The sequence below is a fragment of the Rhodococcus olei genome, assembly GCF_039540555.1.
In the GTDB taxonomy this organism is placed as follows: Bacteria; Actinomycetota; Actinomycetes; order Mycobacteriales; family Mycobacteriaceae; genus Rhodococcus_G; species Rhodococcus_G olei.
The window spans coordinates 152,437-173,513 of the sequence record NZ_BAABFB010000029.1 but is presented as its reverse complement, the minus strand read 5'-3'; the positions used below and the strand labels follow the sequence as shown (position 1 = coordinate 173,513).

The window sequence follows — 21,077 nt, the reverse complement described above, 5'->3', positions numbered from 1 at the left end:
CGGCGGCCCGGATCCGGGGATACTCGAATGATGCACACCGTGCTGATCCTCGGCGCAGGGTTCGGTGGGTTGGAACTGGCTGCGTCTCTGTCGGAGTCGGTGCCGGACGAGGTCCGGGTGACGCTCGTCGATCAGGCCGACGGCTTCGTGTTCGGCTTCTCGAAGATCGACGTGCTGTTCCGCGGCCGGTCGGTCGACGAGGTCCGGATTCCCTATGCCGACCTCGACCGACCGGGAGTCGAGTTCCGGCGCGAAACCGTCACGTCGATCGAGCCGCGGACCCGCCGCGTCGTCACCGACCGGTCCGAGTACCAACCCGACACCCTCGTCGTCGCGCTCGGCGCGGAGTACGACCCGGGGGCCACCCCCGGATTCGTCGAGGACGGTCACGAGTACTACTCGGTGGCGGGCGCGGGCCGGCTCCGCGACCGCCTCCGCTCGTTCACCGGCGGGACGATCCTGATCGGTGTCCTGAGCGTCCCGTTCAAGTGCCCACCCGCCCCGTACGAGGGTGCCCTGATGCTGCACGACGAACTGGTGCGGCGCGGCCTGCGCGACGCCACGGACCTCCGGGTGATCAGCCCGATGCCCTCCCCGATCCCGGTCTCCGAGTCGACGTCGGCGGCACTCGTGCAGGCGCTGACCGACCGTGGGATCGGCTACACGCCGGGCAGTCGGGTCCGCGCGCTCGACCCGGCCACGCACACCGCCCTGAACCGAACCGGCGACCTGCGCTACGACCTGTTCATCGGCATCCCCCGGCACACCGTCCCGCGGGTCGTCGCGGAGTCGGGTCTGACGGAGGGCGGCGCGGACGGCTGGATCCACGTGGACCCGGCCACGCTCGCGACGCCCTACCCCGGGGTGTACGCGGTCGGCGACTGCGCCGACGCCCCGGTCCCGCGGGCCGGTGTGTTCGCCGAGAACGCCGCGCGCACCGTCGCGGCCAACATCGTCGCGGCACTGCACGGCGGACCACCGCCGGACCGGTACCGCGGCCAGGGGTCGTGCTACATCGAATTCGGCGACGGGCTCGTCGGCAAGGTGGACGCCGACTTCCTCTCCGGGCCGGCACCGGTGGCACCGTTGTACGGGCCGTCGGCCGAACTCGCCAGGGAGAAGGAACAATTCGCGATCGACCGGCGCAAGCGCTGGTTCGGGCCGTAGGCCGGTGGAGCGGTCACGGGGCCCGTGACCGCACCACCGGCGCGCGGCGTTACGCGATCGGCCCGCGGGCGGCCTCGTAGGCCGCGGCGACCCGGTAGAGCCGCTCGTCGGCGAGAGCCGGGGCCATCACCTGCAGGCCGACCGGCAGGCCGTCGTCGGCGGACAGGCCGGACGGGACCGAGATCGCGCAGTGCCCGGCCAGGTTGGTCGGCAGGGTGCACAGGTCGGACAGGTACATCGCCAGCGGATCGTCGACCTTCTCGCCCAGCTTCCACGGCGTGAACGGGCTGGTCGGCGAGACCAGGACGTCGGCCTTCCGGTAGGCGGCGTCGAAGTCGCGGGCGATCAGCGTGCGGACCTTGAGCGCGGAACCGTAGTAGGCGTCGTAGTAGCCGGACGACAGCGCGTAGGTGCCGATCATGATGCGCCGCTTGACCTCCTTGCCGAACCCGGCGGCGCGGGTCGCGGCCATCACCTGGTCGGCGCTCATGTCGCCGTTGTCGACGCGCATGCCGTACCGCATCGCGTCGAAGCGGGCCAGGTTCGAGGACACCTCACTCGGCAGCACCAGGTAGTAGGCCGCGAGGGCGTACTCGAAGCTCGGGCACGAGACCTCGACCACCTCGGCGCCGAGGGCGGTCAGCTGCGCGACCGCCGCGTCGAACGAGGCGATCACGCCGGGCTGGTAACTGTCGGAGTGCAGTTCCTTGACCACACCGACCCGCACGCCCTTCAGGTCGCCGGTCGCGCCCTGCCGGGCGGCCTCGACGACCGGCCGCACCGGAGTGTCGATGGACGTCGAGTCGCGGGGGTCGTAGCCGGCGATCACCTCGTGCAGCAGCGCGGTGTCGAGCACGGTGCGCCCGCAGGGCCCGCCCTGGTCCAGCGAGGACGCGCACGCGACCAGACCGAACCGGGAAACGGTGCCGTAGGTGGGCTTGGTGCCGACGGTCGCGGTCACCGCGGCCGGCTGGCGGATCGAGCCGCCGGTGTCGGTGCCGATCGCGAGCGGCGCCTGGTACGACGCGAGCGCCGCCGCGCTGCCGCCGCCGGACCCGCCGGGGATCCGGCTGGTGTCCCACGGGTTGCGGGTCGGACCGTACGCGGAGTTCTCGGTGGACGACCCCATCGCGAACTCGTCCATGTTGGTCTTGCCGAGCACCGGGATCCCGGCCTCGCGCAGCTTGGTGGTCAGCGTCGCGTCGTACGGCGCCATCCACCCCTCGAGGATCTTCGACCCGCAGGTGGTGGGGGCGTCGGTCGTGGTGAAAACGTCCTTGAGCGCCAACGGGACTCCCGCGAGCGGCGAGGCCGGCCCGTCGCCCGCCGCGAGGGCGGCGTCGACCCGCGCGGCGGCGGCGAGCGCCGCCTCGCCCGAGACGTGCAGGAAGGCGTTGTAGTCGCGGTCGACGGCGGCGATGCGGTCCAGGTGCGCCTGGGTGACCTCCACCGAGGACACCTCACGGGCGTGGATCTTCTCGGCGAGGACGGACGCCTCGAGCGCGGTCAGGTCGGTCACTGCTCTTCTCCGAGGATCTGCGGGACGGCGAACCGGTCCTGTTCGACTGCGGGCGCACCGGAGAGCGCCTGCTCCGGCGTCAGGCACGGCAGCACGACGTCGGGCCGGGTGACGTTGGTCATCGCGTAGGGGTTCGCGGTGGGCGGGACATCGTCCGCGGCGACCTCTGCGACGGTCTTGACGTGGCTGAGGATCGAGTCGAGCTGACCGGCGAACTCGTCGAGTTCGGCGTCGGTCAGCGCGAGCCGGGACAGCCGGGCGAGGTGGGCGACCTCGTCGCGGGAGATGGCAGGCACCCGTGGGCCCCTTTCAGGTCGGCGAAGGGCGGTCGCCGTCCAGCCTATCGGGCTCCGGCGATCGCCCCGCATCCACCGCCGCCGATCGGGCACTGTTTCCGTCCGGGGACGCGCGCGTGTCGTGCGGGTGACGTTTCCGGCGGCGAACAGCGCGTTCGCCCCGATCGCTCCAGTTCGCCACCGCACCGGCCGGTTCCGGGTGGAAGGATGGTGGTGGCGGGGGCATCGACGACTCCCGTGCGACCGGGTGTGGCCGGTCGTCCTGTTGTGACCGAAGGATTTCCGTGTCGTACCTCTTGCGCGTCCAGCTACCCGACCGACCCGGCAGCCTGGGCGCCCTGGCAGTCGCGCTCGGTTCGGTGGGCGCGGACATTCTCTCCCTCGACGTCGTCGAGCGGGGCGCCGGATTCGCCGTCGACGACCTGGTGGTGGACATCGCGCACGGCTCGCTGCCCGACGCGCTGATCACGTCCGCCGAGAAACTCAGTGGGGTGCGGGTGGATTCGATCCGCCCCTACACCGGGCTGCTCGACACCCACCGGGAACTGGAACTGATCGACCAGGTCGCCACCGCCCGCGACGACCGCCTGCAGGTGCTCGTCGACGGCGCCGCCCGCGTGCTGCGCGTCAGCTGGGCGACCGTGGTGGGCGTCGGCCCCCGCGGAGCGTTCCGGGTGGTCGGCAGTGTCGGCGCCCCGGAGACGCACGCCGGTGACGTACCGTGGATGCCCCTGCAGAAGCCGACCGTGCTCGACGCGCGGGCCGACTGGGTTCCGGACGTGTGGAAGGACATGGACACCACGCTGGCCGCGGCGCCACTGGGGCACTCGGGCCGGGTGCTGGTGCTGGGCCGCTCGGGCGGACCGGAGTTCCGGCCGTCGGAGGTGGCGCGACTGGGTTACCTCGCGGGCATCGTGGCGACCGTCCTCGGCTGAGGGCGTCCGCGGAACCCGGAGGATCAGACGATCTCGCGGACCAGCACCGTCAGCGGCATGCCGGGAACCGGCTCCCAGTCCCGTTCCGGGTGGTGCACGAAGTCGTTGCGGTCGTAGATCCGGCGAGCGTCGACCATCTCCGGTTCGGTGGAGATCACCACCCCGTGCAGCCCGCGGTCGTAGGCGGTGTCGAGGACGTGCCGGACCAGCGCCGAGCCGGCGCCCTTGCCACGCGCGGCCGACGAGACGGCCAGCATCCGGAATTCGAGCTCGCCCGGCTGCGCCACGTCGGAGAACGGGGTGTTCGGCTCGGCGATCGTCACCGAACCGATGACCTCGCCGTCCCACTCCGCGACGAGAACCTCGGCCTGCTCTGCCCGGCTCGCGGTGTCGCGCAGCCGGGCGACATAGCTGCTCGCCTCCGCCACGAATCCGCCCCCGACGTAGGAGTCGACGGTGAGGTCGGCGACGGCGTCGAAATCGGCGGGGTCGGCGGGGCGAATGGTGATCATGGCGTCACTATCGCAGCAAGGCCGCACACGCCTCAACCTGTCCGATCGGGCGGGTGCGGGGGCGGGGCGCCCGCATGACGGACCTCCGTCCCCCCGCGTCGCATGCCTCTCACCTGGTCGGATCGCGGAGCACGCCGAGTGACGGCCGCACCGCCGACGCGGTGGGCGCACCAGGGTGGCGTGATGTTCACCACCACGACCGGAGGGTGGACCGGCGCGCGTCAGGCGTACACGTCGGCCAGCGTCACGGTGCGCAGACCGCGGCTGACGATCAGGTCCACGAGCTGTGGGTACGACTGCGGGATGACGCGCTGGTTGGCGTGCCCGAGCACGATCGCCTGCGGCGTGAACGCGCCCTGCGCCGCCGCGACGACGTCCCCGGCGGTGACGATGCGGGAGTCCCCGAGCGTGCCGCTCCACAGCGTGATCGTGCGGTAGCCCAGGTCGGCGGCGACCCGGTCGGTGGCGGCGTTGTGCCTGCCGTAGGGCGGCCGGAAGAACGGAGCACCGTCCACCCCGAAGGTGTTGCGGAGGAAGTCGCGGTTCCGGGTGATCTGGTCGGCGACCGCGGACGTCGAGATGGCGGTGACGTCCGGGTGCGACCAGGTGTGGTTGCCGAGCTGGATCTGACCGGAGTCCACCATCGGCCGCAGCAGGGGCGCGTTGTCGGTCCACGACCGGTAGACGCCGTTCGGGAAGAACGTCAGCCGGAACCCGGTGTCCCGGCACAACGTCGCGTACGCCGCGACGACCTCGGGGCTGGTCCCGTCGTCGATGGTCAGCGCCAGCATGTTCGACTCCCCGGGCAGCCGGGTGATCGTGCCCGCAGGCGCGGGGACCTTCGGCACGAGCGGGGGCAGCGAGATCGGTGGCAGCCCCGGCACCGGCACGGCCTGTGGCAATGTCGGGAGCGGGGGCAGCGCGACCTCGGGCAGCGGCGGCAGCGCGACCTCCGGTAGCGGCGGAAGTCCCGGAACAGGCGGCCAGGGTGGCAGCGGGATCTCCGGCATCGGGTTCGCGGCGGCGACGCGGACCCCGCCGATCGCGGCCAGCACCGTGATCGCGGCCGCACGCAGTGCGGTGCGCCGGTCCATCGGTGTCCGCACCGCTCGCGTCAGCGCATCAGCTCGGTTCGACGACCTTGCCATGGTCGGAGGCTACGCCCGCGGGCCGTCGAATACCGCTGCAACAGAGCGACTCTCAGGATCACGATTGCGCATCGCCGAGCTCCGGCCGAGTCCCGCGCGCGGCGGGCGCCGACCTCGTCGACGCCGTTCTCGTCAGTCGACGGCCGCCAGGTACTCGCTGTAGAACAACGCGAGACCCGCCGCCGACGCGACGGCCGCAACCAGCCAGAACCTGATGATCACGACCGTTTCGGGCCAGCCCCCGAGCTCGAAATGGTGGTGCATCGGCGCCATCCTGAAGACGCGGCGACGCGACGCACGGAAGACGGCGACCTGAACCACCACCGACACCGCCTCCGCGACGAACAGCGCGCCGACCGCGATGGCGAGCAACTCGGTCCTGGTCGTGATCGACAGACCCGCCAGGAGTCCGCCCAGCGCGAGCGAGCCCGTGTCGCCCATGAAGATCTTCGCCGGAGCCGCGTTCCACCACAGGAATCCCACGCACGCGGCGGCACCGGCCGCACAGATCACCGCGAGATCGAGCGGGTCGCGCACCTCGTAGCAGCCCGCGCCCGGAGCCGTCTCGCACGCGTTGCGGTACTGCCAGAAGGTGATGATGACGTAGCCGCCGAGCGCCAACCCCATCGACCCTGCCGCGAGGCCGTCGAGCCCGTCGGTCAGATTGACCGCGTTGGACCACGCCACCACGGCGATGCAGGTGAACAGGACGAAGCCGAGGACACCCATCGAGATCGTGGTGTCCCGAACGAAGGACAGGTCCGTGCTGCCCGGGGTCAGCCCGCTCCCACCGCGGAACTTCAGTACGAGCACGGCGAAGATCGCGGCAGCGGAGATCTGTCCCACGTACTTTCCGGTTGCCGTCAGGCCGAGGTTGCGTCGCTTCCGGAGCTTGATGTAGTCGTCCAGGAATCCGACGCCCGCGAGGGCGGTGGTGAGTCCGAGCACCAACAGGCCCGAGGCGGACGGACCGTCCGCGTGGGACCCGACACCGAACAGATGCGACCCCAGGTAACCGGCCCACAGGCCGCACAGAATCGCGACCCCACCCATCGTCGGGGTCCCGCGCTTGGACTGATGGCTCGCCGGCCCCTCCACTCTGATCTCCTGGCCGAATCCCTGGCGCGAGAACGCCGTGATCAGCAGCGGCGTCAACAGAATCGACACCACGAGCGCAATTCCCGCCGCGACAAGGATCTGCCTCAACACTCCCCCAGGTGGTGCGGTCTCCGCAGTCGTCGAACCCGATCGAGCACAGGAGATGTCCGGTGAAACACGTCGGTGGGCGAACCCGCATCCCGAGCCTGTCCAACGGAGTCCGCTCGGGTTGACGGACGATCCCCGGTGACACCGTAGCGGCTGTCCGCAGCCCCCACGCGGAACCGGCGACACGGGCCGGCGACACGGGCCGGCGATCCCGGTCGAGACGAGAACTCCTTGCCGTCAACCGCTTCGGCGCCCATCCTGGAAGTTGAAGTTCACTTGACGTCACCGGGAGGGACAGCGTGCGGACGACGGACCTGCTCACGATCGGCGAGATGACCCGGCGCAGCGGACTGGCCGCCTCCGCGCTGCGGTACTACGAGAGCCAGGGTCTGATCGAGTCGACCCGCACGTCGGGCAACCAGCGCCGGTATCAACGCAGTGTGCTGCGCCGGATCGCGTTCATCCGCGCGGCACGCAGCATCGGCCTCAGCCTCGACGAGGTCGCCGCGGCACTGGCCGACCTGCCGGGCGGTCGCACCCCCACCCGCGCGGACTGGGCCCGCCTGTCCCGGCACTGGCGCGCCCGGCTCGACGAGCAGATCGACGCGCTGGTCGCACTGCGCGACGGCCTCGACTCGTGCATCGGCTGCGGGTGTCTCTCGCTCCAGACGTGTGCGCTGTCGAATCCCGGCGACCGGGCCGCCAGTGTCGGACCGGGCGCGGCCTTCCTGCCGAAGGCGTTGCACCGGGACGCCGCCGGCCCGGGCACACACTGAGTGGTGTCCGGGCCGGCGGTCGCTCGCACCGCGTGTCGCGGTCAGACCTCGCTGCTGAGGTCTCGGGCGCGGGTCTCGGGCATGAACACGACCGTGAGGAGGGTGACTCCCATCAGGGCGATCGCGTACCAGTTGAACGCGTTGGGCAGTCCGCGGTCCGCGAGGAACGTCTGCAGGTAGGGCGCGGTTCCTCCGAACAACGCGACAGCGAACGAGTACGGGACACCGAGCCCGGCGGCGCGGATGCCGGTCGGGAACATCTCGGCGTAGACGGCGGGCGCGATCGAGGAGATGCATCCGATCAGCACCATCGCGATCGTCATCGCGACGAACAACTGCCAGGCCTCGCCGCGGACGATCGAACCGAGCGGGAACAGCAGGACCATCAGCATCACGGCGCCGAACATCAGGACCGGGCGGCGGCCGATCCGGTCGGAGAGCATGCCCCACAGCGGCAGCGCCACGAGGAACACCAGGCTGGCACCGACACCGGCCCACAGCGCCTGGGTTGCGGGCACACCGCGGACGCTGATCGCGTACGCCGGCGCGGACACGGCCCACACGTAGTAGACGACCGTCCCGCCGATCGTGAGCCCGACGACGCGCAGCAGCAGTCCCGGCCGTTCCCAGATCTTGCGCCACATCGACTCGCGAACCGGCTGGGCCTCGGCGGCCTCCGCGGCCTTCGTGAACGTCTCGGTCTCCGGCATCCGCGACCGCATGTAGAGCGAGAACAGCCCGAACACGCCGCCCAGGAGGAACGGGACGCGCCAGCCGAAGTCGTGCATCTGCGCACTGCTCAACGTCGTGGACAGGATCGCGGCGAGCACGGTGCCGACGACCACGCCGAGGGTCCCGGAGAAGTAGATCAGGCTCGACCACAGCCCACGTCGTTCCCGTGGGGCCACCTCGGTGACATAGGTCTGCGCGGACGGCAGCTCACCGCCGTGCGCGAGGCCCTGGAGCAGCCGGCAGACCAGCAGGACCAGCGCGGCCCAGGCCCCGATCGAGCCGTAGGTCGGGGTCAGTCCGATCACGAGGCTGCCCGCGGCGGCGAGCCCGACCGCGAGGGTCATCGACAGCTGACGGCCCTTGCGATCGGCCAGCCAGCCGAAGAGCATCCCGCCGAACGGGCGGGCGACGAAGCCCACCGCGAAGATCGCGAGCGTCTTGAGCATGTCCGACACCGCGTCTCCGCTGTGGAAGAACTGGGGCGCGAAGAACGCCGCGAAGGTCGCGTAGATGTTCCAGTCGAACCACTCCATCGCGTTTCCCGCACCGACTCCGACGAACGTCTGCAGTCGGCTCGCGGTCCGGCCGTTCTCCGGCCGCGGGGTCGCGCCGAGGTTCGTCGCGTCGATTCCGGAGTCCATGGCGCTCACCTTCATCGTCGGGCTCCTGTCACGTGGGCGAGTCGTTCGACGGCCAGCGCGGAGTACACCGCGGCCGCATCGGGAAGCACGCCGTCGAAGAACTCGGCGCGCGGGGAGTGGTTCATCGGGGCCGCCGCCGGGTCGATGCCGGGCATGCAGGCCCCCAGGCCGATGAACGCGCCGGGAACCGCGTCGAGCACCCGCGAGAAGTCCTCCGATCCGCTGCTCGGCCGGTCCAGCTCGCGGTACCACTGCTCCCCGATCACGTCCCGGATCACCCGCTCGCCGAACGCCACCTCGTCGGCGTTGTTGACGGTCACCGGGTACTGGGGCCGGAAGTCGACGTCGACCTCCACGCCGTGCGCCAGGGCGACGCCTTCGAGGACCCGCCGGATCGTGGTGTTCAACAGTTCCTCGCTGGCGGCGGAGTACAGCCGGACCGTCGCCTCGAAGGTGGCCGTGTCGGGGATGATGTTGCGGCGGGTGCCTGCCCGCAGCACACCGATCGTGATGACCACCGGGTCGAAGATGTCGACGCTGCGAGTGACCATGGTCTGCAGCGAGGTGATCATCTCGGCCGCCGCGACGACGGGGTCCTTCGCGGTGTGCGGGGCCGAGCCGTGCCCGCCTGCGCCGCGCACGGTCACGTCGAGGCGGTGAGACGCCGACAGCATCGGGCCCGGACGGCTGGCGAACATCCCGGCCGGCAGCTGGTTCGCGAACACGTGCATCCCGTACGCGTAGTCCGCACGCCGTCCCGCGGCGTCGAGGACGCCCTCGGCGATCATCGTGCCGGCGCCGTCGAATCCCTCCTCACCGGGCTGGAACATCAGCACCACGTCGCCGGCCACGTGGTCCCGATGCCGGCTCAGCAGGTGCGCGGCGCCGACGAGCGCGGTGGTGTGCAGGTCGTGGCCACAGGCGTGCATCGCACCGTTCCGGGAGGCGAAGTCCGTCCCGGTGCGCTCGTCGACCGGGAGCGCGTCCATGTCCGCACGCAGCAGCACGGTCGTCGGCTCGGCGGCGTCACGTTGGCCGCCGCGCAGCACCGCGGTCACCGAGGTGGTCGACGAGCCGGTGCTGATCTCGAGGGGCAGGCCCTGCAGGGCCTCGAGCACCCGCTCCTGGGTGCGCGGCAGGTCGAGCCCGATCTCCGGCTCGCGGTGCAGGGCGCGACGAAGGGCGACCAGCTCGTCACGCATCTGCACGGCGTCGTCTTTGAGGTCCATCGGTATCCGTTCTCGGTGTCCAACGATCTGGATAGAGTGTGTGGTGCCACACAGTCGGGGCCGCAGAATTGACCACAAGTGACCACGTGACGACGCATTCGGGAACGAAACGTGCACGACACCCTGACAGAAGACGACCTCGCGCTCATCCACGCGCTGCAGATCCGGCCCCGCGCCGCCTGGTCCGAGCTGGCACCGATCCTCGACACCAAGCCGGCGACCCTCGCGCGGCGCTGGGACCGGATCTCCACGAGCGGGCTGGCCTGGATCACGGCGTACCCACGGCACATCGTGCGCTCCGACACCGTGACCGCACTCGTCGAGGTCGACTGCTCGTTCGATCGGCTCGACGAGGTGTGCCGGCGTCTGGCCGCCGATGCCCGGATCGCGACACTCGAGCACGCGGCTCGCGGCCGGGACCTGATCCTGACCGTCCTGACCCCGTCGATGGATGACCTGTCGGCGCTGCTCCTCGACGAGCTGCCGCGCATCGGCGGGCTCCGCTCGACCCGCACGCACGTCGCGAGCCAGATCTACTCCGAGGGCAGCCGATGGCGGCTCGACGCGTTGGCGCCCAGCCAGATCTCGGCGCTCGGTGCCATCGACCCGCAGTCCGGTGCACCGGGAGGGCAGGCCGCCGGCACCATTCCCGAATCCGGTCTCCCGATCGCCGAAGCGCTGGCGCGCGACGGCCGCGCCACGGCCGCGGAGATCGGCGAGCGGATCGGCCGGCCGGCCTCGACCGTGCGCCGGCAGCTCGGCACCCTGATGCGGTCCGGGTCACTGGTGTTCCGGTGCGAGGTGGCACAGTTGCGGACCCGGTGGCCGATCGCGGCGACGTGGTGGTGCCGCGTTCCGTCCGCCGAGCGCGACCCACTCGTCACCGCGCTGCGCGCCGAACCGCGGGTCCGCGTGTGCATGGCATTGACCGGCCCGACCAACTTCCTGGTCACGATGTGGACGAGTTCGCTCACCGACCTGATGCGCGCCCAGGAGCGGATCGAGGCCCTGCTCGCGCACGGCGAGATCGTCGACACGTCGGTGATCCTGCGCACGCGCAAGCGGATGGGGTGGATCCTGCACCCCGACGGCCGGGCGACCGGCGAGGTGGTTCCGCTCAGCTCGGCCCGGTAGGGCGGGCGCGGATCGGTTCAGCCGACCGGCTGCGCCCCCTCGGACTCGTCGCCGGCATCCGCGGACTCGTCCCCTGTGTCCGGGGCCGCGGTGACCGCGTCGGGTCCGCCGGCGAGCAGCCGTACGAAGCCCGCCTCGTCGAGGATCGGGACACCGAGCTGTTCGGCCTTGTCCGCCTTCGACCCGGGCGCGTCACCGATGACGACGAACGCGGTCTTCTTCGACACCGACCCCGCGGCCTTGCCGCCGCGCTGCAGGATGGCCTCCTTCGCGCCGTCCCGGGTGAACGCGGTCAGCGACCCGGTGACCACGATGGACAGGCCCTCGAGGTTCCGCTCGATCGACGCGTCCCGCTCGTCCTCCATCGAAACGCCTGCGGCACGCCACTTCTCGACGATCTCCCGGTGCCAGTCGACGGCGAACCACTCGACCACGGCGGCGGCGATGGTGCCACCGACGCCGTCGACCGCGGCGAGTTCGTCCACGGACGCGCGCTCGATCCGCTCCAGGCTGCCGAACTCCGACGCCAGGGCACGGGCCGCGGTCGGTCCGACGTGCCGGATCGACAGCGCGACCAGCACACGCCACAGCGGCTTGTGCTTCGACGAGTCGAGGTTGTCGAGCAGCCGGCGGCCGTTCGCGGACAGCGCGCCGGCCTTGGTGGTGAACAGCGCCGTCTTCATCAGGTCGTCGGCGGTGAGCGAGAACAGGTCGCCCTCGTCGCGGATGACGCCGGCCTCGAGCAGCGCGGCCGCGGCCTCGTATCCGAGCACCTCGATGTCGAACGCGCCGCGACCGGCGACGTGGAACACGCGCTCGCGCAACTGCGCCGGGCACGAGCGGGTGTTCGGGCACCGGATGTCGGCGTCGCCCTCCTTGGCCGGGGCCAGTTCCGTGCCGCACTCGGGACAGTGGGTCGGCATCACGAACTCGCGTTCGGTGCCGTCGCGCAGGTCCACGACCGGGCCGAGCACCTCCGGGATCACCTCACCGGCCTTGCGGATCACCACGGTGTCGCCGATCAGCACCCCCTTGCGCTTGACCTCGGACCCGTTGTGCAGCGTCGCCAGGGACACGGTCGACCCGGCGACGGTGACCGGCTCCATGTACGCGAACGGGGTGACCCGCCCGGTGCGTCCGACGCTGACCCGGATGTCGAGCAGCTTCGTCGTCGCCTCCTCCGGCGGGTACTTGTACGCGATCGCCCAGCGCGGCGCCCGGGACGTCGCCCCGAGCCGGCGGTGCAGCGACATCTCGTCGACCTTGACCACCAGACCGTCGATCTCGTGCTCGACGTCGTGCCGGTGCTCGTCCCAGTAGGCGACCTTCGCGACCACCGCGTCGGCCCCCTGCACCCGCGAGGTGTGGGTGGACACGGGCAGTCCCCACACCGCCAGCGCGAGGTAGGCGTCGTGCTGGCTGACCGGGTCGAAACCCTCGGTCCGGCCGAGTCCGTGGCAGATCATCCCGAGCCGCCGCTTCGCGGTCACCGCGGGGTTCTTCTGGCGGAGCGATCCGGCGGCGGAGTTGCGCGGATTCGCGAACGGCGCCTTGCCGTCCGCGACGAGCGAGGCGTTGAGGGCCTCGAAGTCCTCGAGCCGGAAGAACACCTCACCGCGGACCTCGAGCAGCGCCGGGACCGGGTACTGCTCGCTCGCGGTCAGCGTGTGCGGGATGTCGTCGATCGTGCGGGCGTTGAGGGTGACGTCCTCCCCGGTGCGGCCGTCGCCGCGGGTGGCGGCGCGCACCAGCCTTCCGTTCTCGTACACCAGGTTCAGCGCGACACCGTCGATCTTGACCTCGCACAGGTAGTGCAGATCCGGACCCGTCTCGACCTCGACCCGGGAGATCCAGGTGCGCAGCTCCGCCTCGTCGAACACGTTGTCCAGACTGAGCATTCGCTCGAGGTGGTCGACCGCGGTGAACTCGGTGGCGAATCCGCCGCCGACGAGCTGTGTCGGGGAATCGGGGGTGCGCAGGTCCGGGCGGCGGTCCTCGAGATCGGTCAGTTGCCGCAGCAGCGCGTCAAACTCGCCGTCCGAGACGGTCGGCGCGTCCTTGACGTAGTAGCGGAACTGGTGCTCGCGCACCTCTTCCGCCAGCCGCTGCCACTGCTCGCGTTCCTCGGCGGTCGCTGCCACGTTCTCGGTCACGCCCGCAAGGCTAACGCAGCAGACCGACACCGCCCGACGCGTCAGGACCCGGCGCCGCCCTCCCGCGCACGCAGCCCGTACGTCCCGGCCGTGACCGCGGCATACGAGCGCGCCACCAACTCGCCGAGCACGTCGAGATCGACCGCCGCGAGGTCCTTGAAGTACAGGCACCCGACACCGGAGGTGTGCGGCCCGAGCCGTTCGACGAGGTCGGGATGCGCGCCGACGCCGTCGGCCAGGTACACCGTCGAGGCAGTCCTCCTGGGCGAGAACCCCGCCGCCGGCGCGTCGCCCTCGCGACCGCTCGCGTACCGGTAGTGGTAGGTGCCGAACCCGACGATCGACGGGCCCCACATCGTGGCGTCCGCACCGGTCACGTTCTGCATCAGCGCGAGGAGGGTGTCGGCGTCGCGCCTGCGCACCCGGTGGCTCACCCCGTCCAGGAAGGCCCGCACCGCCGGGTCGACCGATGGTGGCCGAGGGGTCGCCCGAGAATCTGCCATGGCCGCAGCCTACGTCGGCGGCCCGACACCCGAGCCCCTCGAAGCGGGCGCGGCGTCCGAGGGCGTCGTCAGTCGAACTCGGCGCCGTCGGCGAACGCCCGGGCGAGTTCGGAGGCACTGCGCAGGGCACGGCGGGACCACGCGCCGTTCGCGCCGGCCAACCCGCACGACGGCGTCACGAGCACCCGGTCCGCGAGGACGGTGCGGGGGAAGCCCAACCGGTCCGTCAGCGTCACCGCGGGCCGCCCCAGCTCCCGCCAGCCGGGGACCCGTTCGGGCGGGGCGGTCGGCACCAGACCCAGCGCCAACGACAGCCCGTCCTCGAGCAATTCGCCGACCCCGTCGAGGTCCGCCGCCGTCAGGACGCTCACGTCCAGTCCGACCATCGCGGCGCCGCTGCGCCGCAGCAGGTCCAGCGGCGGTGCCGCGGCGCAGCAGTGCACGAGCACCGGCACCTCCACCGCCGCGACGACCGCGTGCAGCACGGCCAGGGCCTCCGGCTCCGGCAGGGCGCGCGGCGTCTGCAGGATCGACACCCCGGTCAGCGACCCGTCGAGCACCGCGCGCAGTCCCGGTTCGTCGAACTGCACCAGCACCGGCGACCCGAGCCGTCGCTCCACGTCGGCGACGTGGGCGCGGACCCCCTCGGCGAGCGACTCCGCCAGATCACGACGGGCGCCGGGGTCGGTCAGGGCGCGGTGCCCGCCGACCAGCTCGACCTGCGACGCGAGCGTGAGCGGTCCGACGGCCTGCACCTTCACCGGCTGGTCGGTGCCGCGGCGGCCGGCGAGCTCCCACGCCTCCTCGAGCGCGTCGAGGTCCCGGGCCAGCAGGTCGCGGGCGAGCCGGGTGACCGGCCCGGGCCGCTGCGCGACCCGGTAGCCGGTGGTCGAGGTGTCGAGCGGCAGGTCGACGAGCAACGCGGCCGCCCGACCGATCATGTCCGCGCCCAGGCCGCGTCCCGGCAGTTCCACCAGGTGCGGCAGCTCGGGCAGCTCCCCGACCACGATCGCAGCGGCCTCACGCGCGTCGACCCCCGGCCAGGAGCCCACTCCCGTCGCGACTCCGACGGGGAACTTCTTCTCGGTCAACGGGATTCGGATCCGGTTCCGGCGATGGTGCCGCTGCCCAGCACGACGTCGCCGCCCGGGTCACGCCGGTATAGCACCACGGCCTGCCCCCGTGCGACGCCGGTCAGCGGCTCCCGCAGCCGCACGTCCAGTCCCCCGTCGACCCCGGTCACGACGGCGTCGGCGAGACCGCCGTGCGCGCGCACCTGAACCGTGCACTCGATCGGGCCGTCGGGTGCCGAACCGGAGGTCCAGATCGCCCGCTCCGCCCGAATCGTCCACACCTGCAGGCGATCCGCGGATCCGACCTTGACGGTCCCGGTCTCCGGTTCGATCGCGGTGACGTACCGGGGCCGGCCGTCCACGGCCGGACCCTCCACACCGAGCCCCTTCCGCTGGCCGATCGTGAAGCCGTGCACGCCGTCGTGGTCGGCGAGTTCGGCGCCGGTGTCCGCGTCGACGACCTTGCCGGGTCGGACGCCGATCTTCGCGCCGAGGAACGCGCGGGTGTCACCGGACGGAATGAAGCAGATGTCGTGGCTGTCGGGCTTGTCCGCGACCGCGAGACCGCGCTCGGCGGCCTCGGCCCGGATCTGCGGCTTCGGGGTGTCGCCGACCGGGAACATCGCCCGGGCGAGCTGCTCGGCGGTGAGCACGCCCAGCACGTACGACTGGTCCTTGTCCTCGTCGACGGCGCGGCGCAGCACCCCGTCCTCGAGCCGCGCGTAGTGCCCGGTCGCGACCGCGTCGAAGCCGAGCGCGATCGCGCGGTCGGCGAGCGCCGCGAACTTGATCTTCTCGTTGCACCGCAGGCACGGGTTCGGCGTCTCGCCTGCGGCGTAGGCCGCGACGAAGTCGTCGATCACGTCCTCCTTGAAGCGGTCCGCGAAATCCCAGACGTAGAAGGGGATTCCGAGCACGTCGGCCGCACGTCGGGCGTCGCCGGCGTCCTCCTTGGAGCAGCAGCCACGCGAGCCGGTGCGGAGGGTGCCCGGAGCCGTCGACAGCGCCAGGTGCACCCCGACGACGTCGTGCCCGGCCTCGACGGCGCGGGCCGCCGCCACCGCGGAGTCCACCCCGCCGCTCATCGCCGCCAGTACCCGCATCAGCGCGTTCCTCCCGTGCTCTCGATTCGGCGCGACCCGGCGCTCGCCAGTCCGGCCGCGCGGGCCCGCTCGACGACCTGGGGCAGCGCGCCCAGCAGCGCGTCGACGTCCGCGTCGGTGGACGAGTGGCCGAGGGAGAACCGCAACGACCCGCGTGCGGTCCGGGGCTCGACGCCCATCGCGATCAGGACGTGGCTGGCGCGGGCCACTCCGGCCGTGCACGCCGACCCGGTCGAGCACTCGACTCCGGCGGCGTCGAGCAGCATCAGCAGGGAGTCCCCCTCGCAGCCGGGGAACGTGAAGTGCGCGTTGCCGGGCAACCGCCCGCCGCCGACGGGGCCGTTGAGGATCGCATCGGGCACCGCCGACCGCACGCCGTCGATCAGCCGGTCCCGCAGGCGGGTCAGCTCGGAGGTACGGAAGTCCCGGTCCGACACCGTCTTCCGCAACGCCGCGGCGGAGGCCACGGCGCCGGAGGTGTCGAGGGTGCCGGCACGCAGGTCACGCTCGTGGCCGCCGCCGTGCAGCAGCGGCACGCACGGCACCTGACGGCCCAGCAGGAGCGCGCCGGCCCCGTGCGGCCCGCCGAACTTGTGCGCGGCGACACTGAGCGCGGCCAGCCCGCTGGCACCGAAGTCGACCGGCAGCTGCGCCGCGGCCTGTACCGCGTCGCTGTGCATCGGGACGTCGAACTCGGCGCAGACGGCGGCCAGTTCCTCGATCGGCATGATCGAACCGACCTCGTTGTTCGCCCACATGACCGTCACGAGCGCGGTCTCGTCGGCGTGGGCGTCCAGCTCGCGGCGCAGGTCCGCCGGGTCGACCCGGCACTGCGCGTCGACCGGCAGCCACGTCACCTCGGCACCCTCGTGGGCCGCGAGCCACTCGACGGCGTCCAGCACGGCGTGGTGCTCGACGGTGCTGGTGACGATCCGGCGGCGGCGCGGATCGGCGTCCCGCCGGGCCCAGTAGATGCCCTTGACCGCGAGGTTGTCGGACTCGGTGCCACCCGAGGTGAAGATGACCTCCGACGGCCGGGCACCCAGGTCCGCCGCGATCGACTCCCGCGCCTCCTCGACCCGGCGCCGCGCGGCCCGGCCGGACCCGTGCAGCGACGACGCGTTCCCGACCGTCGCGAGGACCTCGGTCATCGCGGAGATCGCCTCCGGCAGCATCGGGGTGGTCGCGGCGTGGTCGAGGTAGACCGGCGCGGACCGCGGCGCGTTGGCACGGTCGACCGGTCCGGCGGAATCGAGGCGGGGCGATGTCATGACCCGACCAGGATAGCCCGTCCCCACGGCCGCCCCGGCCGGCGACCGCGCTGGTAGGGCACGCCCGGCGGGATCAGGAGGCGAGGGGCGTCGGCATCGGCAGCATCCGGGCCACGAGGTCGTCGATCTCGCCGCCGCGGAGCAGGCGCTCGCAGCGCGCGGCCAGCTCCCGCCGATCGTCGCCGGGTTCCTGGACCGGGACGAGCCGGACCTCGATCCGCACCTCGCGCAGGCGCACGATCCGGCGCAGCGTCGCGACGAGGGACTGCTCGCCGACGAAGCAGACACCGGTCTCGGTCCTGCCGTCGGGCCGCAGGTAGTGCAAGCCGATCGGCGCCACCACCGCACCGGCGTCGATCGCCGACTGGAACAGGGCCGGCCGCAGCCTGCCGTAGGCGCGCCCGCACCACGTGGTGCCCTCCGGGAACACGACGACGCGCGTGCCGGTGCGCAACCGCTCCGCGGCCTCGTCCACCACACCCGGCAGATCCCGCAGGCGATCCCGGTCGATCGGGAGCACCCGCATGCGGTGCGCGACCCACCCGAGCAACGGCCAGCCGAGCAGGTCGGCACGGGCGACGAAGTCGCCCGGTTCCACCGCGCTCAGCGCCAGCACGTCGAGCCACGACACGTGGCCGGCCACCGCGAGCACCCCCCGCCCGGTCTCGGCGGGGTCGGGACCGCGCTCGTCCCGGACCGACAGGCGCAGGCCGAGCGCCCGCAGCATCGCCCGCGCGTATCCCCGCTGCACTCGGCGCCGCCAGCGCACCGGCAGCACCCCGGCGGCGGGCAGCACCGGCAACACCGACATCGTCGCGGTCAGGCGCGCGTAGCGCAGTCCGACCCGGAACATCCCGGCGCGGTCGCTGTCACGGGACACGCACCCGTCCCCGCACGGGCTCGCCGGCATCCAGGGGTGGCTCATCGCGGAACCACCGGTACGGCCGCGGCGACCGACCGCAGCCGGCTCAGGTACCGCTCGTCGGCGTCGTCGATGCCGAGCAGCGCGACGAAGTCCGCGACCTCGAAGTCGGGGTCGTGGGCGGGCTCGCCGCAGATCCGGGCGCCAAGTCGCAGGTATCCGCGCAACAGCGGCGGCAGAACGGCTTTCGCGGGCGGTGCCACGGCGTCCAGGCCCGGCACCGGGCGGTGCGGGTACACCCGGCGGTCCGGGGCGCTCGCGTGCTGCCCGAGCAGCCGGTCACGGACGGCGCGGACGTTGGCACCGGCGACGTCGCCGTCGGCGAGGCGCATCGGGACCGACACGCACCCGACGGCCCACCGGTGGCCGGCGAGTTCGAGGTAGTTCAGCATGCCCGCCCACATCAGGCCCAGCACGGTCCCGGTCCGGTGGTCCGGGTGCACGCACGCGCGACCGAGCTCCACCAGCGCGGGCCGCAGCGGGTCGAGCGCGGTCACGTCGAATTCCGTTGCCGTGTACAGCCCCCCGGCTGCCCGCGCGGCGTCGGGGGTCAGGATCCGATAGCACCCGACGGTCTCGTCGGTCGCCTCGTCCCGGACCAGCAGGTGCTCGCAGTACTCGTCGAACCGGTCGGCGTCGCGGCCGTCCGGTGCGGAGTGCCGGAAGCCGGGTTCGGCCGCGAACACGGTGTGCCGCAGCCGCTGTGCCGCCTCCCGGTGTTCCCGGTCGGACGACAGCAGGAGCGTGTAGCGGGCGGTCGCCCGGGTCGGCGCCTCGGTGGTGGTCATGCACGAAGCGTCGCGCCTGCGCGGGGCGGTCCGGCATCGTCGGGGTGTCGCGCCCGTGGCAACCCGGTGAACACGTCCGGAGAACGGCGACGGCCCCGCCCCCGGAACCGGGAGCGGGGCCGCACGAGCGGGCGGTGATCTCCACCCCGACCGGGGTGACGATCACCGACGTGGCCTCAGCCCTTGTGAGCCTTGACGGCCTCGGTGAGCTGCGGGGCGACGTTGAACAGGTCGCCGACGACGCCGTAGTCCGCGATCTCGAAGATCGGGGCCTCTTCGTCCTTGTTGACCGCGACGATGGTCTTCGAGGTCTGCATGCCGGCGCGGTGCTGGATGGCACCGGAGATGCCGAGCGCGATGTACAGCTGCGGGGAGACCGTCTTGCCGGTCTGGCCGACCTGGAACTGGCCCGGGTAGTAGCCCGAGTCGACGGCGGCGCGGGACGCACCGACGGCGGCACCGAGCGAGTCGGCGAGCTCCTCGACGACCGAGAACTTCTCGGCGGAACCGACGCCGCGACCACCGGAGACGACGATCGACGCCTCGGTGAGCTCGGGGCGGTCGCCGCCGACGATCGGCTGACGCGAGGTGATCTTGACCGCGTTCTCCTCCTGCGCGGGCACGTCGACCGCGACGCGCTCGGCGGCGGCGGCCTGCGGCTGGGCCTCGACGGCACCCGGGCGGACCGAGATGACCGGGACCTCGCCGTTGGCCTTGGCGTCGACGGTGAACGCGCCACCGAAGATGGAGTGCACGACGCTGCCGTCGGACTTGACGTCGATGACGTCGACGAGCAGACCGGAGCCGATGCGCGCGGCCAGGCGACCGGACACCTCCTTGCCCTCGGTCGAGGCGGCGGTCAGGACCGCGGCCGGGGAGACGGACTCGACCAGCGAGGCGAGGACGTCGACCTTCGGGGTGACCAGGTAGCCGTCGACGTCGTCGGACTCGGCGGCGTAGACCTTGACGGCACCGGCGGCGGCGAGCGCGTCCTGCAGCTTGTCGGCGGTGCCGACCGGGCCGGCGACGACGGCGGCGGGCTCACCCAGGGCGCGGGCGGCGGTGATCAGCTCGGTGCTGACCTTCTTGAGCGCGCCCTCGGCGTGCTCGACGAGCACGAGTACTTCAGCCATTGGTTCTCTTCTCCTACGTGTGTGTCTGCTGGATGCGGGGCGCGAATCAGATGATCTTCTGGCCGACCAGGTAAGCGGCGATCTGCTTGCCGCCCTCACCCTCGTCGGCGACGCGCTCGCCAGCGGTACGCGGGGGCTTCGGGGTGGACGCGGTGACCGTGGTGGCCGCGTTCTCGACGCCGAAGATGGACGGGTCCAGGCCGATCTCGGCGAGGGTCAGGACCTGAACTTCCTTCTTCTTGGCGGCCATGATGCCCTTGAAGGACGGGAAGCGCGGCTCGTTGATCTTCTCGGTGACCGAGATGATCGCGGGCAGCGGAGCCTCGAGAGCGAACACGCCCTCGTCGGTCTCGCGCTCACCGGTGGCCTTGCCGTCGGCGACGGTCAGCTTGCGCAGGTGGGTCAGCTGCGGCAGGCCCAGGTACTCGGCGATGATCGCGGGGACGGCGCCGGCGCGACCGTCGGTGGCCTCGTTACCGGCGATGACCAGGTCGACGCCCTCGATCTGACCGAGCGCGGCGGCGAGCGCGTACGCGGTCTGGATCGCGTCGGAGCCGTGCAGCGCCGGGTCGTTCACGTGGATGGCCTTGTCGGCACCCATGGACAGCGCCTTGCGGATGGCGTCGGTGGCACGGTCCGGACCGGCGGACAGCACGGTCACCTCGCCGCCCTGGGCCTCCTTGATGAGCAGTGCTTCCTCGACGGCGCGCTCGTTGATCTCGTCGAGCACCGCGTCCGCGGCCTCACGGTCCAGCGTGAAGTCACCGTCGGTGAGCTTGCGCTCGGACCAGGTATCGGGAACCTGCTTGATCAAAACGACGATGTTCGTCATGGGT

The 21,077-nt window shown here is 72.0% G+C and carries 20 protein-coding genes; 4 read left to right on the top strand and 16 right to left on the bottom strand.

Annotated elements, in window-relative coordinates:
* Nucleotides 1-27 precede the first annotated feature (27 nt).
* Nucleotides 28-1,167 (top strand): NAD(P)/FAD-dependent oxidoreductase, encoded by a 1,140-nt coding sequence (locus ABD951_RS07315; RefSeq protein ID WP_345343118.1) that lies wholly within the window; start codon nt 28-30, stop codon nt 1,165-1,167.
* A 49-nt stretch (nt 1,168-1,216) separates the two neighbouring features.
* Here the strand turns inward: ABD951_RS07315 and gatA are convergent, their stop codons facing one another.
* Both gatA and gatC read right to left on the bottom strand, forming a co-directional pair.
* Entirely contained in the window at nt 1,217-2,686 is a 1,470-nt protein-coding gene (gene gatA, locus ABD951_RS07310) for an Asp-tRNA(Asn)/Glu-tRNA(Gln) amidotransferase subunit GatA (RefSeq protein ID WP_345343115.1), read from the bottom strand.
* Nucleotides 2,683-2,982, bottom strand: a complete 300-nt coding sequence (gatC, locus tag ABD951_RS07305; RefSeq protein ID WP_345343113.1) for an Asp-tRNA(Asn)/Glu-tRNA(Gln) amidotransferase subunit GatC — start codon at nt 2,980-2,982, stop codon at nt 2,683-2,685. The genes gatA and gatC overlap by 4 nt, the downstream gene beginning before the upstream one ends.
* Before the next feature lie 284 nt (nt 2,983-3,266).
* Here gatC and ABD951_RS07300 point away from each other — a divergent pair, with 284 nt between their 5' ends.
* On the top strand, nt 3,267-3,917 hold the full coding sequence (locus ABD951_RS07300) for an ACT domain-containing protein (protein WP_345343111.1): 651 nt from the start codon (nt 3,267-3,269) through the stop codon (nt 3,915-3,917).
* A 23-nt stretch (nt 3,918-3,940) separates the two neighbouring features.
* On the opposite strand, the gene ABD951_RS07295 is transcribed toward ABD951_RS07300, so the two are convergent.
* The 3 genes from ABD951_RS07295 to mraY form a co-directional block, all read right to left on the bottom strand.
* Nucleotides 3,941-4,429 carry a GNAT family N-acetyltransferase gene (locus ABD951_RS07295; RefSeq protein ID WP_345343109.1) on the bottom strand — a complete coding sequence of 163 codons (489 nt, stop codon included), beginning with the start codon at nt 4,427-4,429 and terminating at the stop codon, nt 3,941-3,943.
* Between the two features lie 221 nt (nt 4,430-4,650).
* Nucleotides 4,651-5,523 (bottom strand): polysaccharide deacetylase family protein, encoded by an 873-nt coding sequence (locus ABD951_RS07290; RefSeq protein WP_425569807.1) that lies wholly within the window; start codon nt 5,521-5,523, stop codon nt 4,651-4,653.
* 186 nt (nt 5,524-5,709) lie between these two features.
* Nucleotides 5,710-6,783, bottom strand: coding sequence for a phospho-N-acetylmuramoyl-pentapeptide-transferase (mraY, locus tag ABD951_RS07285; RefSeq protein ID WP_345343105.1), 1,074 nt, complete (start codon nt 6,781-6,783; stop codon nt 5,710-5,712).
* A gap of 299 nt (nt 6,784-7,082) precedes the next feature.
* On the opposite strand from mraY, the gene soxR reads away from it, so the two are divergent.
* Complete coding sequence (soxR, locus tag ABD951_RS07280) at nt 7,083-7,559, top strand: redox-sensitive transcriptional activator SoxR (protein ID WP_345343103.1); 477 nt, start codon at nt 7,083-7,085, stop codon at nt 7,557-7,559.
* A 41-nt stretch (nt 7,560-7,600) separates the two neighbouring features.
* Here soxR and ABD951_RS07275 read toward each other — a convergent pair whose 3' ends face one another.
* Nucleotides 7,601-8,932, bottom strand: coding sequence for an MFS transporter (locus ABD951_RS07275; protein WP_425569792.1), 1,332 nt, complete (start codon nt 8,930-8,932; stop codon nt 7,601-7,603).
* An 11-nt stretch (nt 8,933-8,943) separates the two neighbouring features.
* On the bottom strand, nt 8,944-10,161 hold the full coding sequence (locus tag ABD951_RS07270) for a M20 metallopeptidase family protein (protein ID WP_345343101.1): 1,218 nt from the start codon (nt 10,159-10,161) through the stop codon (nt 8,944-8,946).
* Between the two features lie 111 nt (nt 10,162-10,272).
* Here ABD951_RS07270 and ABD951_RS07265 point away from each other — a divergent pair, with 111 nt between their 5' ends.
* Nucleotides 10,273-11,295: an Lrp/AsnC family transcriptional regulator gene (locus ABD951_RS07265; protein ID WP_345343099.1), complete on the top strand. Its 1,023-nt coding sequence runs from the start codon at nt 10,273-10,275 to the stop codon at nt 11,293-11,295.
* Between the two features lie 17 nt (nt 11,296-11,312).
* On the opposite strand, the gene ligA is transcribed toward ABD951_RS07265, so the two are convergent.
* From ligA to ABD951_RS07220, 9 genes are all read right to left on the bottom strand, one after another.
* On the bottom strand, nt 11,313-13,448 hold the full coding sequence (gene ligA / locus ABD951_RS07260) for an NAD-dependent DNA ligase LigA (protein ID WP_345343097.1): 2,136 nt from the start codon (nt 13,446-13,448) through the stop codon (nt 11,313-11,315).
* Between the two features lie 41 nt (nt 13,449-13,489).
* Nucleotides 13,490-13,951 carry a DUF1801 domain-containing protein gene (locus tag ABD951_RS07255; RefSeq protein WP_345343095.1) on the bottom strand — a complete coding sequence of 154 codons (462 nt, stop codon included), beginning with the start codon at nt 13,949-13,951 and terminating at the stop codon, nt 13,490-13,492.
* Nucleotides 13,952-14,019: 68 nt separating this feature from the next.
* The gene (locus ABD951_RS07250; protein WP_345343094.1) at nt 14,020-15,042 is read right to left on the bottom strand and encodes a methionine synthase; all 1,023 of its coding nucleotides are present in this window, start codon (nt 15,040-15,042) and stop codon (nt 14,020-14,022) included.
* The gene (gene mnmA / locus ABD951_RS07245) at nt 15,039-16,127 is read right to left on the bottom strand and encodes a tRNA 2-thiouridine(34) synthase MnmA (RefSeq protein WP_345343093.1); all 1,089 of its coding nucleotides are present in this window, start codon (nt 16,125-16,127) and stop codon (nt 15,039-15,041) included. Before mnmA ends, ABD951_RS07250 begins: the two co-directional genes overlap by 4 nt.
* Complete coding sequence (locus tag ABD951_RS07240; RefSeq protein ID WP_345343092.1) at nt 16,127-17,398, bottom strand: cysteine desulfurase family protein; 1,272 nt, start codon at nt 17,396-17,398, stop codon at nt 16,127-16,129. The genes mnmA and ABD951_RS07240 overlap by 1 nt, the downstream gene beginning before the upstream one ends.
* A gap of 73 nt (nt 17,399-17,471) precedes the next feature.
* The gene (locus ABD951_RS07235) at nt 17,472-18,278 is read right to left on the bottom strand and encodes a lysophospholipid acyltransferase family protein (protein ID WP_345343091.1); all 807 of its coding nucleotides are present in this window, start codon (nt 18,276-18,278) and stop codon (nt 17,472-17,474) included.
* Nucleotides 18,279-18,319: 41 nt separating this feature from the next.
* A complete protein-coding gene (locus tag ABD951_RS07230; RefSeq protein ID WP_345343090.1) occupies nt 18,320-19,108 on the bottom strand; it encodes a GNAT family N-acetyltransferase in 789 nt (262 codons plus the stop codon).
* A 176-nt stretch (nt 19,109-19,284) separates the two neighbouring features.
* Nucleotides 19,285-20,241 (bottom strand): electron transfer flavoprotein subunit alpha/FixB family protein, encoded by a 957-nt coding sequence (locus ABD951_RS07225; RefSeq protein WP_345343088.1) that lies wholly within the window; start codon nt 20,239-20,241, stop codon nt 19,285-19,287.
* A gap of 46 nt (nt 20,242-20,287) precedes the next feature.
* Nucleotides 20,288-21,073: an electron transfer flavoprotein subunit beta/FixA family protein gene (locus tag ABD951_RS07220; protein ID WP_345343087.1), complete on the bottom strand. Its 786-nt coding sequence runs from the start codon at nt 21,071-21,073 to the stop codon at nt 20,288-20,290.
* Between the last annotated feature and the right edge of the window lie 4 nt (nt 21,074-21,077).